At 69.5% G+C, this 13,739-nt stretch carries 8 protein-coding genes; 7 read left to right on the top strand and 1 reads right to left on the bottom strand.

The annotated features are described in order from the left end of the window. The first annotated feature begins 109 nt into the window (after window positions 1-109). The 6 genes from ACFWV8_RS07260 (at window position 110) to ACFWV8_RS07235 (ending at window position 7,478) form a co-directional block, all read left to right on the top strand. Window positions 110-1,690 (top strand): sugar ABC transporter ATP-binding protein, encoded by a 1,581-nt coding sequence (locus tag ACFWV8_RS07260; RefSeq protein WP_384198788.1) that lies wholly within the window; start codon window positions 110-112, stop codon window positions 1,688-1,690. After that, the gene (locus tag ACFWV8_RS07255; RefSeq protein ID WP_384198787.1) at window positions 1,687-2,751 is read left to right on the top strand and encodes an ABC transporter permease; all 1,065 of its coding nucleotides are present in this window, start codon (window positions 1,687-1,689) and stop codon (window positions 2,749-2,751) included. Before ACFWV8_RS07260 ends, ACFWV8_RS07255 begins: the two co-directional genes overlap by 4 nt. Before the next feature lie 17 nt (window positions 2,752-2,768). Continuing rightward, complete coding sequence (locus tag ACFWV8_RS07250; RefSeq protein ID WP_384198865.1) at window positions 2,769-3,806, top strand: ABC transporter permease; 1,038 nt, start codon at window positions 2,769-2,771, stop codon at window positions 3,804-3,806. A gap of 90 nt (window positions 3,807-3,896) precedes the next feature. Further along, the gene (gene rhaS, locus ACFWV8_RS07245) at window positions 3,897-4,985 is read left to right on the top strand and encodes a rhamnose ABC transporter substrate-binding protein (protein ID WP_329378655.1); all 1,089 of its coding nucleotides are present in this window, start codon (window positions 3,897-3,899) and stop codon (window positions 4,983-4,985) included. Window positions 4,986-5,022: 37 nt separating this feature from the next. Next, a complete protein-coding gene (locus ACFWV8_RS07240; protein WP_384198786.1) occupies window positions 5,023-6,441 on the top strand; it encodes an arabinose isomerase in 1,419 nt (472 codons plus the stop codon). Continuing rightward, a complete protein-coding gene (locus ACFWV8_RS07235; RefSeq protein ID WP_384198785.1) occupies window positions 6,441-7,478 on the top strand; it encodes a LacI family DNA-binding transcriptional regulator in 1,038 nt (345 codons plus the stop codon). The genes ACFWV8_RS07240 and ACFWV8_RS07235 overlap by 1 nt, the downstream gene beginning before the upstream one ends. A gap of 182 nt (window positions 7,479-7,660) precedes the next feature. Here ACFWV8_RS07235 and ACFWV8_RS07230 read toward each other — a convergent pair whose 3' ends face one another. Then, the gene (locus ACFWV8_RS07230; protein ID WP_384198783.1) at window positions 7,661-10,927 is read right to left on the bottom strand and encodes a family 78 glycoside hydrolase catalytic domain; all 3,267 of its coding nucleotides are present in this window, start codon (window positions 10,925-10,927) and stop codon (window positions 7,661-7,663) included. Between the two features lie 383 nt (window positions 10,928-11,310). On the opposite strand from ACFWV8_RS07230, the gene ACFWV8_RS07225 reads away from it, so the two are divergent. Then, a complete protein-coding gene (locus ACFWV8_RS07225) occupies window positions 11,311-13,701 on the top strand; it encodes a discoidin domain-containing protein (RefSeq protein ID WP_384198782.1) in 2,391 nt (796 codons plus the stop codon). Window positions 13,702-13,739 lie beyond the last annotated feature (38 nt).

The following is a 13,739-nucleotide window of genomic DNA, read 5'->3' as shown; positions in this document are numbered from 1 at the left end:
CCCGTGCACGCCCATTGACTCGAACCGCTCGGCACGTCTAGCTTCCGGAAAAGTTGAATCCTTTCATGATTGAGACATCGACACGGCCGCTACAGCCGAGGAGCCCGCCATGGAAAAGCCCGACAAGGGCCCCGCCCCTGTCCTGGCGCTGAGGGGAGTCTCCAAGACCTTCGGAGCCGTACGGGCCCTGCACGACGTCTCCCTGGATCTGTGGCCCGGTGAGATCCACGCCCTGGCCGGCGAGAACGGTGCGGGCAAGTCCACTCTGATCAAGACTCTCGCCGGAGTCCACCGCCCCGACGAGGGAAACATCCTGCTCGCCGGCGAGCCCGTCGTCTTCCACGGCCCCGCCGACGCGAGGGACGCCGGGATCGCCGTCATCTATCAGGAGCCGACGCTCTTCCCCGATCTCTCCATCGCCGAGAACATCTTCATGGGCCGTCAGCCACGGCGTTCGGCCCGGCGTATCGACCGCAAGGCCGTCCACCGCGCGACGGCCGACCTGATGACCAGGCTCGGGGTCGCGCTCGACCCCCGGCGGCCCGCGCGCGGACTGTCCATCGCGGACCAGCAGATCGTCGAGATCGCCAAGGCGCTCTCCTTCGACGCGCGTGTCCTGATCATGGACGAGCCCACGGCCGCGCTCACCGGCAGCGAGACCGCGCGGCTGTTCTCCGTCGTACGGACGCTGCGGGCGGAAGGCGCGGCGGTGCTGTTCATCTCGCACCGGCTGGAGGAGATCTTCGGCCTCTGCTCGCACGTCACGACGCTGCGCGACGGCCGCCACGTCGCCTCCGAGCCGCTCGACGGACTCACCGAGGACGACCTCGTGCGCCGGATGGTCGGCCGTGAGCTGGACGACCTGTATCCCAAGGCGCCGGCGGAGCCCGGCTCGACCGTCCTGTCGGTGAGCAGGCTGACCCGTGAAGGCGTCTTCAGGGACGTGTCCTTCGAGGTACGGCGGGGTGAGATCGTCGCCCTCGCAGGGCTGGTGGGGGCGGGCCGCAGCGAGGTCGCGCAGGCGGTCTTCGGTGTGGACCGCGCCGACGCGGGTGAGGTGAAGGTCGACGGCCGTGTCCTGCCCGCCGGTTCACCGACGGCGGCGATGGACGCGGGGCTGGCGCTCGTCCCCGAGGACCGGCGGCTGCGCGGTCTGGTGATGGAGATGTCCATCGAGCGCAACATCGGCCTGACGGGGCTGCGCGACGTGCGCCGCCGCGGTCTGGTCAGCCGGGCGCTCGAACACGGGCGCGCGGCCGACTGGGCGGTGAAGCTCCAGCTCAAGTACAGCAGGCTCGCCGATCCGGTGTCGGTCCTGTCCGGCGGCAATCAGCAGAAGGTCGTCCTGGCGAAGTGGCTGGCCACCGACCCGGCCGTGCTGATCGTCGACGAGCCGACGCGCGGAATCGACGTCGGTACGAAGGCCGAGGTCCACCGGCTGCTCTCGTCACTGGCCGCGGACGGACTCGCCGTCCTGATGGTGTCGTCCGATCTCCCCGAGGTGCTGCGCATGGCCGACCGGATCCTCGTGATGCACGAGGGGCGGCTCACCGCCGAGATACCGCGTGAGCGGGCGACGGAGGAGACCGTGATGGCCGCGGCCACCGGCCGTGCGCCGGGCACGCCACCCACCTCCGGCGACGCACCCGCCGGCACCGGACGTACGGCGGCGAAGGAGCCGACGCCATGACCACCACGCTCGACAAACCCACCCCCGACCCCACTCCCGGGCCCGGCCCCGAGGCCCCCGCCGACGAGGGCAGGTCCGCCCGGTCACTCGTCGACGCCGTCTTCCGCGCCCGGGAGATCGCGATCGGCGGCGCGCTCGCGCTGCTGATCCTCGGCACCTGGCTCGCCAACCCCGGTTTCCTCGACGACCAGGGCATCAAGGACCTGCTTCTCAACTCCTCGATCCTGGTCCTGCTCGCCGTCGGTCAGTCCGTGGTCGTGATGACCCGCAACATCGACCTGTCGGTCGGCTCGGTCGTGGGGCTCACGGCCTTCGCTTGCGGCCACTTCGTCTCCGGCACCGACCACAGCGCGCTGACCGTCGTCCTGCTCGGCATCGGGCTCGGCACGGTCTGCGGGCTCGTCAGCGGCGCGCTCGTCAGCTTCGGCCGGGTGCCCGCGCTCGTGGTGACGCTCGGCATGCTCTACATCATCCAGGGCATCGACCACGCCTGGGCGCACGGCGAGCAGATCAACGCCGTGAACGTCCCCGACGGTGTGCTCTCCCTGGGCTCCGGCAGCGTCCTCGGTGTCCCGTATCTGCCGCTGATCTCCGCCGCCGTACTCGCCGCGACCGGCTACTTCCTGCGCACCTACCGCAGCGGCCGTGAGCTGTACGCGATCGGGTCGAGCCCGGAGGCCGCACGGCTGGCGGGCATTCCCGTACGGCGCCGGATCCTGGCCGCCTACGCGTTCTCCGGCGCCGTCGCGGGCTTCGCCGGCGCACTGTGGCTCGCCCGCTTCGGCACCGTCGTCGCGGACGCGGCCAACGGCTGGGAGCTGACCGTCGTCAGCGCCGTCGTCGTCGGCGGCGTCGCCATCACGGGCGGCACGGGCAGCGTCTGGGGCGCGGCGCTCGGCGCGCTGCTGCTCACCACCATCGGCAGCGCACTGGTCGTCCTCAAGGTCGACTCCTTCTGGCAGCAGGCCATCACCGGCGTGCTGCTGCTCGCCGCGATCACCACGGACCGCGTCTTGCAGGTGCGTACGACCAGCGCGCTCAGGAAGAGGAGCCGGCGATGACAGCGAAGACGAAACTCATGGCACGGGCGGAGGCGACACGGACGGCACCGGCGTCCCTGAGCAGATATCTGCGCTGGGACACGGCCGTCGGCATCCTGCTGATCGCGGTCTTCCTGGCGGGCACAGGCACCACCGACGGGTTCGCCAACACGGACAACCTGTCGGCGGCGCTCGGCGACATCTCCGAGGTCGCGCTGATCGCGCTGCCGATGACCCTGCTGGTGGTCGCGGGCCAGGTCGATCTCTCCGTCGCCTCGATGCTGGGCCTGTCCAGCGCGCTCGCGGGTTCACTCTGGCAGGCGGGGTTCACCTTCGAACTGATCGTCCCCCTCTGCCTGTTGGCGGGCGCGGTCGGCGGGCTGCTGAACGGCTGGCTCGTCACCCGGGTCGGCCTGCCCTCGCTGGCCGTCACCATCGGCACGCTCACGCTCTACCGCGGGCTGGCGTCCGTCATCCTCGGTGACGAGGCGGTGGCCGACTTCCCGGAGACGTACGCCAAGTACGCGGCGTACACGGAGACGGTGCCCGGCACCTTCGTCCCGTATCCGGTCGCGCTGTTCGCGGTACTCGCCGTCGGTACGGCGATCGCACTGCACTGCACGGGCTTCGGCCGCTCGCTGTTCGCGATCGGCGCGCAGGAGGACGCCGCGTGGTTCGCGGGCATCCGCGTCAAGCGGCTGAAGCTCGCGCTGTTCGTGGTGTCCGGTCTCGTCGCCTCGTTCGCCGGGATCGTCTACACCCTGCGCTACGGCAGCGCCCGCGCCGACAACGGGCTCGGTCTCGAACTGGTCGTCATCGCCTCGGTGTTGCTCGGCGGTGTCGACTTCGACGGCGGCAAGGGCACGCTGGGCGGCGCCGTCGCCGGTGTGCTGCTGATCGGGCTGCTGACGAATCTGCTGACCCTCAACGACATCTCCAACGAGATCCAGGTGATCGTCACCGGCCTGCTGCTCGTCGCCTCCGTGCTGACTCCCCGGATCATCGCGGTGCTCGCGGAGCGCCGGCACCGGCGTACGGCGGCCGAGGAGTCCGTCCCGGTCTCCGCCGCGCCCTGACACTCGCGACCCCACGCCCGCGCCCTGACGTCGGCGCCCCGTCGTCCGCACTCCGACTTCCCGTTCCGACCCTCCCGAAAGGCACTCATCATGCTGTCGCAGGCCCGCTCCCGACGCCGCGGCGTCGTCACCGCATCCGCCGCGCTCTGCGCCCTGACGCTCGCCGTGTCGGGCTGCTCCGGCACCACCAAGGACTCCGTGAAGGACGACACCCCCGCCAAGTCGGGCAACGCCGAGGCGAATCCGGACGCCCCGCTCAAGAAGGGCCTGAAGATCGCCTTCCTGCCCAAGCAGATCAACAACCCGTACGAGAAGATCGTCGACGACGCGGGCATCGCGGCGGCCGGGGAGATCGGCGCCACCGGCAAGGAGGTCGGGCCCTCCAACGCGAAGGCGTCGTCGCAGGTCTCGTACATCAACACCCTCATCCAGCAGAAGCAGGACGCGATCCTCATCGCGGCGAACGACCCCAACGCGGTGTGCGGCCCGCTCAAGCAGGCCATGAGGCAGGACATCAAGGTCGTCGCGTACGACTCCGACACCGCCAAGGACTGCCGTCAGCTCTTCATCAACCAGGCCAGCTCGGAGGAGATCGGCCGCAGCCAGGTCCGCAACATCGCCGAACAGCTCGGCAACAAGGGCGAGATCGCGATCCTGTCGGCGACGCAGAACGCGACGAACCAGAACACCTGGATCGAGTTCATGAAGGACGAGCTCACGAAGCCCGAGTACAAGGACATGAAGCTGGTCAAGGTCGCGTACGGCGACGACCAGGACCAGAAGTCCTTCCAGGAGACCCAGGGGCTCCTCAAGGCGTACCCGAACCTGAAGGGGATCATCTCGCCCACGACGGTCGGCATCGCGGCGGCGGCGCGCTACATCGGCGACTCCTCGTACAAGGGGAAGGTCGTCCTCAACGGCCTCGGCACGCCCAACCAGATGCGCAAGTACATCGAGAACGGCACGCTCGACCAGTTCTCGCTGTGGGACCCGAAGAAGCTGGGCTACCTCGGTACGTACGCGGCGGCGGCGCTGGCGTCCGGGCAGATCACCGGGGCCGAGGGAGAGAAGTTCAAGGCCGGTGACCTGGGCGAGTACACGGTCGGCAAGGACGGTGAGATCATCCTCGGCCCGCCGACGGTCTTCGACGCCAAGAACATCGGCGACTTCGACTTCTGAGGTACCCGCGGCCGGCAGAGTGAGAGCGAGCAGCCCCATGAACGCACCAACCACCCCTCGCCGTACCCGGATCGGCCTTGTCTCCGGCGGGCTCGGCGCTTACTGGCCCCAGTTCCCCGGCCTGCTTCCCCAACTCAAGCTCTCCGCACGGCGGGTGACGGAGCGTCTGGGCGACTACGACGCCGAGGTCGTGGACGTCGGATTCATCTCCGACGCTCAGGAGGGCGCGGCGGCGGCCGAGAAGCTGCGGGCCGCCGACTGCGATCTGATCGTCGGCTTCCTCACCACCTACATGACGGCGACGATGCTCGTGCCCGTCGCCCAGCGCAGCGGCGCGCCGGTGCTGCTCATCAATCTCCAGCCCACGGAGGCGATGGACCACGCGACGTTCGGCACCGGCGAGTGGCTGGCGTACTGCGGCGCCTGTCCGCTGCCGGAGATGGCGAACGCCTTCGAACGCGTCGGGGTGCCGTTCCGTTCCGTCTCCGGGCATCTGGAGGACGAGCGGGCGTGGGAGCGGATCGGCCGGTGGATCAGGGCGGCGGGGGTGCGCGGGGCACTGCGTACGGGCCGGCACGGGCTGATGGGTCACCTGTACCCCGGCATGTACGACGTGTCGACGGACCTGACGATGGTCCCGGCCAATCTGGGCGGGCATGTGGAGGTCCTGGAGTTCGACGATCTGCGTGTCCGGGCGATGAAGGCCGCCGATTCGGAGGTGACCGCGAAGCTGGCGGAGACCCGCGAGGCGTTCGAGATCGCGGACTCGGTGGCGGAGGAGGACCTGGTGTGGGCGGCCAGGGTGTCGGTCGGCCTCGACCGGCTGGTGGACGACTTCGCGCTGGACTCGCTTGCGTACTACCACCGGGGTCTGGAGGGTGAGCTCCACGAACGCCTCGGCGCGGGCATGATCCTCGGTTCCTCGCTGCTGACGGCACGTGGCGTCCCCGCGTGCGGGGAGTACGAGCTGCGCACGTCGCTGGCCATGCTGATCACGGACCGGCTGGGCGCGGGCGGCACCTTCACCGAACTCCAGGCGCTGAACTTCCGGGACGGGGTGGTCGAGATGGGCCACGACGGGCCGGCCAATCTGACCATCTGCGAGCAGCGGCCTGTGCTGCGCGGGCTCGGTGTCTATCACGGCAAGCGCGGCTGGGGTGTGTCGGTCGAGTGCGACGTACGGCGGGGGCCCGTGACGCTGGTCGGACTCGGCCAGTCCAGGGACGGTCGCTACAGGCTGGTCACCGCGGTGGGTAAAGTGGTCCAAGGCCCGCTGCTGGAAATCGGCAACACCACATCGCGTGTCGACTTCGGCCGTGACCCGGGCGAATGGACCGACGCGTGGAGTGCGAGCGGAGTGGGGCACCACTGGGCGCTCGCCCCCGGCGACATCATTCCGGAACTGCGCGCGCTCGCCGGTCTGAGCGGTCTGGAGCTGGTGGAGGTCACTGTCTGATGGCGCAATCGGTGGGAATCAAGGACGTCGCCCGGGTGGCGGGCGTCTCCGTCGGCACGGTGTCGAACGTGATCAACCGGCCGGATTCGGTGGCCGAGGAGACACGGGCGAGGGTGCTGTCCACCATCGAGCGTATGGGCTATGTACGCAGCGAGTCGGCCCGCCATCTGCGGGCCGGCCGCAGCCGCATCATCGCGCTGCTGGTGCTCGACATGGCGAACCCGTTCTTCGTGGACGTCGCGACCGGTGCCGAGCGGGTGGCCCGGCAGTCCGGGCTCGGTGTGATGCTCTGCAACAGCGCGCAGAGCAGCAGCGAGGAGGCCGAGTATCTGGGGCTCTTCAGCGAGCAGCGGGTGCGTGGCGTGCTGATCACACCGGCCGACGAGACCGGCCGGAATCTGGAGAGCTTCCGGCGGCAGGACATCCCGTTCGTCTTCGTGGACCGGGTGGTGCCGAGCGAGGAGGGCTGTTCGGTGTCGGTGGACGATGTGACGGGCGGGGCGCTCGCGATGCGTCATCTGCTGGCCCAGGGGCACACCGACATCGCGTATGTGTCCGGTCCGCTGCATCTCGCGCAGTGCCGGGACCGGCGGGCGGGCGCGCTGCTGGCGCTGGAGGAGGCCGGGTTGCCGGCCGACCGGCTGCGGGTGGTGGAGGCGGAGCGGCTGGACGTGTCGGCGGGCCGTGACTCCGGGGCCCGGCTGCTGGGGCTGCACAGCAGGCCGAGCGCGGTCTTCTGCGCGAACGACCTGCTGGCGCTCGGGGTGCTCCAGTCGATGTACGGGGCGGGGGTGACCGTGCCGGACGAGATGGCGCTCGTGGGGTACGACGACATCGAGTTCGCGTCGGCCGCGGCGGTGCCGCTCACGTCGGTGCGCCAGCCGGCCTCACAGATGGGGCGGCTCGCGGCGGAGCTGCTGATCGAGGAGACGGGTGAGTCGGCGGCCGATCACCGGCATCAACAGATCGTGCTGCAACCGGAGTTGGTGGTGCGGGAGTCCTCGATGCCGCGCGCCGGCGGCGGGCACCGGAGCTGACGCTCCGTCACCACACTTCGAGGCGGGCCGTGTCGCCACGCTTGTCGTCGATCGCCGGACGGGCTTCAAGCCCGTCCGGCGATTGAGGACAAGGCACAGCGCGCGTCCGGCGATTGAGGACAAGGCACAGGGCCCGTCTGGCGATCGAGGGCAGAGAACTGAGCCCGCCCCGGCGGCATGAGTCAGCCGCGGGCCACGAAGTCCCAAGTGCCGTGGGGCGCGCGGTAGAGCTGGAAGCCGGGCTCCGTACGGACGAACGTCGCGCCCTTCGGCGCGGTCACCTTGTCCTCGCGGTCGGCGGGCACATGGACCTCGGCGCTCGCCCCGACCGGCACCTTCACCGTCAGCCGCAGGTCACGGCCGACCTTGGACCATGCCACCGAGGCCGGTCCACGCACCGTACGGATCGAGGTGCGCGCCCAGCTGACCCCGGTGCGGGCGTCGGGGCGGACGGTGAAGGTGCGGTAGCCGTCGTCGCCGGGGCGCAGCCCGGCGACGTTCTCGTACAGCCACTGGGCGACGGTGCCCTGGAAGTAGTGGTCGCGGGAGCGGGAGTCGAGCTGCCACATCTCCCACATGGTGTCGGCGCCGTTGTCGAACCAGTAGCCCCAGCTCGGGTAGGTGCGCTGGGTGGCGATGGCGTGGGCGATGTCCGGGTGGCCGTGCGCGCACAGGACGCGCAGCAGCACGCTGGTGCCGAGCGCGCCGGTGTTGAGGTGGTTGCCGCGTGCGGTGATGTCGGCGACGAGGCTGTCCACGACGGAGGCGCGGGCGCCGGCGGGGACGAGGCCGAAGGCGAGCGGGATCGCGTTGGAGGTCTGCCGGTAGTCCGGGTCCTTGGCGGTGCTGTAGTGCCCGGCGTCGTTGAGGAACTCCGCGTTGAGGGCGTCCTTGAGCCCGGCCGCCGCCGTGCGATAGCGCGCGGCGACATCGTCGTGGCCCAGCAGTTCGCCCATCTCGGCGGCGCCCACGAGGGCGCGGTGCAGATAGGCGGTGGCCGTCAGACGGGTGTCCTCGGGCGGGTTGCCGCCGTAGCCGGGCGGCAGGTAGTCGCCGAGGGCGGTGATAGCGAGGCCGTCCACAAGACGGTCCAGCTCCCAGTTCAGATAGCGGGTGAGGACCGGCCAGTGCTGCCGGGCGACCCGGTCGTCGCCGTACACCCGGTACATCTCCCGTACCAGGAACGGGTAGACGGTGGTCCACTCCGGTGACGGGCCGAGGTCGCCGTAACCCCAGCCGCCGCTCGGGACGATCACCGGGAGCTGTCCGTCGGCGTTCTGACTGTCCTTCAGGTCGTCCAGCCACTTCCCGAGGAAGCGGTGGACGCCGAAGCCGTATTCGAGGGTGGGCGCGCCGAGCTGCGCGTCGCCCGTCCAGCCGTTCTTCTCGTACATGGGGGTGTCGGTCGGTATGCCGTGCAGGTTGTTCAGGAGGGTGCGGCGCATCGCCTTGTCGAGCTGCTCGTAGAAGGGCTCGGAGCAGGAGAACGCGCTGACCTCCTCGACCTTGGTGTGGACGGTCCTGCCGAGCACGTCGGACGGTTCGGGCCTGGCGGGCAGGCCCTCGATCTGGACGTATCGGAAGCCCTTGTACGAGAACGAGGGCTCCCACACCTCGGGCTTCGTGCCGCCCGCGCAGATGTATTCGTCGCGCTGGAAGCGGCCGGGGACATGCCCGGTCTCGGCGTGGACGCTGCCGTCGGCCTTGAGTTTCTCGCCGTGAGTGAGCGAAATGACCGTGCCCGCAGACGCTTTGACGGTCAGTCGGGTCCAGCCGGCGGTGGTGCGGCCCATGTCGACCACGTAGACGCCGGGACGCAGTTCACTGATCTTGGTGGGCGTGATGGTGTCGATGATCTCGATGGGGTCGTGCGGCTGGGCACGCAGGGCGCCCTTCGGTGCCTGCTGGGCGCCCGGGGAGCGCCACTCCCGGTCGTCGAAGCCGGAGCGTGTCCAGCCGGTGGGGGCCAGGCGCGCGTCGTACGTCTCGCCGGCGTAGAGGGAGTTGGTCAGGGTGGGTCCCTCGGTCATGCGCCAGTCGGTGTCGGAGACGACGGTGGTGCGTGTGCCGTCCGGGTGTTCGGCCTCCAGTCGGCACAGGAGGCGGGGCTCGCCGTGCCAGGGCGGCTGGTGCCAGTTCCAGACGTTGGGGGTGGTCATGCCGTAGAAGCCGCGGCCCAGGGTGACGCCGATGGCGTTGTCACCCCGGCGCAGCAGGGACGTCACATCGTGGACGGCGTACATGACGGTCTCGTCGTAGTCGGTGAACGCGGGGTCGAGCACCTGCTCGCCGACGGTTTCGCCGTTCAACTCGGCGACGTAGTAGGCGAGTCCGCTGATGTAGAGGCGGGCGCGGGTGACCGGTTTGCGTACGGCGAACTCGCGGCGCAGCAGGGGCGCGGGAGCCTCGGGCAGGGAGACGGACACTCCGTCGCCCCAGGGGCCTTCGCCGTAGGGGGCGAGAACGTTGGCGGGAGCCCAGCCGCTGTCGTCGAAGTCCGGCCGCTGCCAGCCCTGTTGTTCGGTATCGGCGGTCAGCCAGTCGCCGGAGGTGACGAATTCACGGCTCTGCCCGTCGGTGGTCTCCACGACGAGCCGGGCGATGAATCCGCCCGGGTTGACGGAGGCACCGCCGCGGTTGGTGGCCACGGCGGCGAGCACGACGCGCTGTCCTGCCGCCTTGACGGCTTCGGTGACATCGGCGGTCCTGCCGGTGCGCCAGCCGTCCTGCTGTTCGGGCGCGTGGGCCACCTGTGTGCCGCCGAGGTGGAGGGTGAAGTCGTCGTCGGCGGTGGCGACGAAGGTAGCGCTCGCGACGGCGGCGCCGGCGGGGAGGTCGAAGGCGGCGCGGAACCAGCGCGGTCCGGCGGGGGCGTCGCCGGTGGTCGCGCCTTCGGTCCAGATCCAGGAGGCGCCGTCGAGGGTGAGGGGATCGGCGCCCGCGTCGGCGCCGATCCAGGTGGCGCCCCACTTCTCGTCGCCGAGCGCGGTCTCCCACCAGCCGGCCGTGCTCCAGGACGAGACATCGCCGGAGCTGTCCCAGACGCGGACCTGCCAGTGGCAGCGGGTACGGGGCGGCAGTACGGGCCCGGCGTAGGGGACGGCGACGGTACGCGGGGAGGTCACCTTGCCGGTGTCCCAGAGGAGTTGGCGCCCTCGCGCGAGGTCGCGGGGGTCGGTGGCGGCCCTGATCTGGTACGCGCTCTGCCGGGCGCCGTGGCCGTCGGCCGTCAGCTCCCAGGAGAGGAGAGGGGCCGGGTTGTCGGTGCCGAGGACGTGTTCCGCGTACTCCACCTTCGCGGCGACGACGCGCAGCCCGCCGCCGCGCGAGGGCTCGTGGCCCTTCGCGGGAGTGGCGGCCGAGGCCGCCGGGCCGGCGGCGAGAGAGACGATTCCGGCGCCGGCGCCCACGACGGAAGTGCCCAGGAGACTTCTGCGTGTCCAGCCCATGCCCATGCCAGCCCCTTTGATTGAATCGTTTCATGTCCGTGTCAAGAATCGTATGGCCGATCCGGGAGGGCTCACAAGAGGCGCGGGAGCCCCGGACGGAACGTCCGCCAGGGCATTGCTTCTTGCTGCGATCAGGAAGAGTTTTGCGATTGAAGGACGCTCGGCGAGGTCGCCAACTGGCGTTGCGATCACGGGAGTTGCCCGGTGGTTACATCAGACCGGAGACCAACTTGCCTGCATATATAGGGGAAAGGCCAGTAGGTCGTGCATGGAAATTCTGACCAAGCATCCAATTCTTGCGCGGATTCATAGACTTCCTGCGGAACCACTCCTAGCCTTCTCGCGTCCGCAGAGTCCCCCACGAGCCGCAAGGACGTATGTCTGTGACACCTCCCCCGAGACGCCGCCTGCTCCGCCGCGGCATATCCGCCTCGCTCTCCGCCTCCCTGTCCGTCTCTCTGGCTCTCGCGACGGCGGTGGCCGGGACGGCCGCCGTGGTCGTGATGTCCGCCGCTCCGGCAGCCGTTGCCGCCGGCGTGCCCGCCCCCTCCCCCGTCGGCATCCCCGGCCGGGGCGCCACCGTGCCGTTCGTGGAGCACGAGGCCGAGTACGCGGCCACCAACGGCACCCTGATCGGCCCCAACCGGCTGTACGGATCGCTTCCCTCCGAAGCCTCCGGACGGCAGGCCGTGACGCTCGACGCGGTCGGTGAGTACGTGGAGTTCACCCTCACCAAGCCGGCCAACGCCATGACCTTCCGCTACTCGCTGCCCGACAACTCGGCCGGGACCGGCCGGGACGCCGGGATCGACGTACGGGTCAACGGGAACCAGCTCAAGAACGTACTCGTGACCTCCAAGTACGGCTGGTACTACGGCGGTTACCCGTTCAACAACAACCCCGGCGACACCAACCCCCACCACTTCTACGACGAGACGCGCACCATGTTCGGCTCCACCCTGGGGGTCGGCACCAAGGTCCGGCTCCAGGTGTCGTCGACCGCGCAGTCACCGACGTTCACCATCGACCTCGCCGACTTCGAGCAGGTGGAAGCGCCGAAGGCCAAGCCGGCGGGCGCGCTCGACGTCGTCGCCGACTTCGGCGCCGACCCGACGGGCGCCGCGGACTCGACCGCCAAGTTCCAGGCGGCGGTGGCCGCCGGGCAGGCGCAGAACAGAACCGTCTACATCCCGCAGGGCAACTTCGAGATCCGCGATCACATCGTGGTCGACAAGGTGACGCTCGCCGGCGCCGGGCCCTGGTACAGCGTCCTGAAGGGCCGGCATCCCACCGACCGCAGTAAGGCGGTCGGCGTCTACGGGAAGTACGCGAACCAGGGCGGCAGCAGCGATGTCACCCTAAAGGACTTCGCCATCATCGGCGACATCCGTGAGCGCGTGGACAACGACCAGGTCAACGCCATCGGTGGCGCGCTGTCCAACTCCGTCATCGACAACATCTGGATGCAGCACACCAAGTGCGGTGTCTGGGTGGACGGTCCGATGAACAACCTCACCATCAGGAACAGCCGCATCCTGGACCAGACGGCCGACGGCGTGAACTTCCACTACGGCGTCACCAACTCCACCGTCACCAACACCTTCGTACGCAACACCGGTGACGACGGTCTGGCCATGTGGGCGGAGAACATCCCCAACGTCAACAACAAGTTCACGTTCAACACGGTGATCCTGCCGATCCTGGCGAACAACATCGTCACCTACGGCGGCAAGGACATCACCATCTCCGACAACGTCATGTCGGACACCATCACCAACGGTGGCGGCCTGCACATCGCCAACCGCTACCCAGGTGTCAACTCCGGTCAGGGCACAGCCGTTTCGGGTACCCACACCGCCGCGCGCAACACGCTGATCCGGGCCGGGAACAACGACTTCAACTGGCAGTTCGGTGTCGGAGCCGTGTGGTTCAGCGGGCTCAACGAACCCATCAACAACGCCACCATCAACATCACGGACACCGAGATACTCGACAGCTCCTACGCCGCGATCCATCTGATCGAGGGCGCGACGAACGGGCTGAACTTCAAGAACATCAAGATCGACGGCGCCGGTACCTACGCACTCCAGATCCAGGCACCGGGCAGGGCCACCTTCGAGAACGTCAAGGCCACCAACATCGCCCAGTCCAACACGATCCACAACTGTGTGGGCGCCGGATTCCAGATCACCCAGGTCGGCGGCGGGAACTCCGGCTGGTACTCCAACCCGCCCGCCTGCACGGGTGTGTGGCCCGCGCCGGAGTGGACCAACGGCGGTGTGCCCGGCGGTCCCGTGGACCCCGGGGACCCGACGGACCCGCCGACCGATCCCCCGACCGACCCGCCGGGCGACGAGGGCAACCTCGCCGACGGCCGTCCGGTCACCGCGACCGGCCAGACACAGACGTACGGCCCCGGCAACGCCGTGGACGGCGACGCCAGCACCTACTGGGAGAGCACCAACAACGCCTTCCCGCAGTCCATCACCGTGGATCTCGGCTCGGCGAAGAACGTCGACCGGCTGGTGCTGAAGCTTCCGCCTGCCGCGGCGTGGCAGACCCGTACGCAGACACTCGGCGTCTCGGGCAGCTCCGACAACTCCACCTACACCTCACTCAAGGCACCGGCGGGCGTCACCTTCAACCCGTCGAGTGCCAACACCGCCACCGTCGGCCTGCCCGGCACGCCGACCCGGTACGTACGGGTGACCGTGACCGGCAACACGGGCTGGCCGGCCGCGCAGCTCTCCGAACTGGAGGTCTACGCGGACTGATCCGACGTGGTGCGGTGCGCCGGTCCGACCGGCGCATC

It is taken from the genome of Streptomyces sp. NPDC058665 (assembly GCF_042714995.1).
Classification (GTDB): Bacteria; Actinomycetota; Actinomycetes; order Streptomycetales; family Streptomycetaceae; genus Streptomyces.
This window is presented reverse-complemented; position numbering and strand designations above follow the sequence as displayed.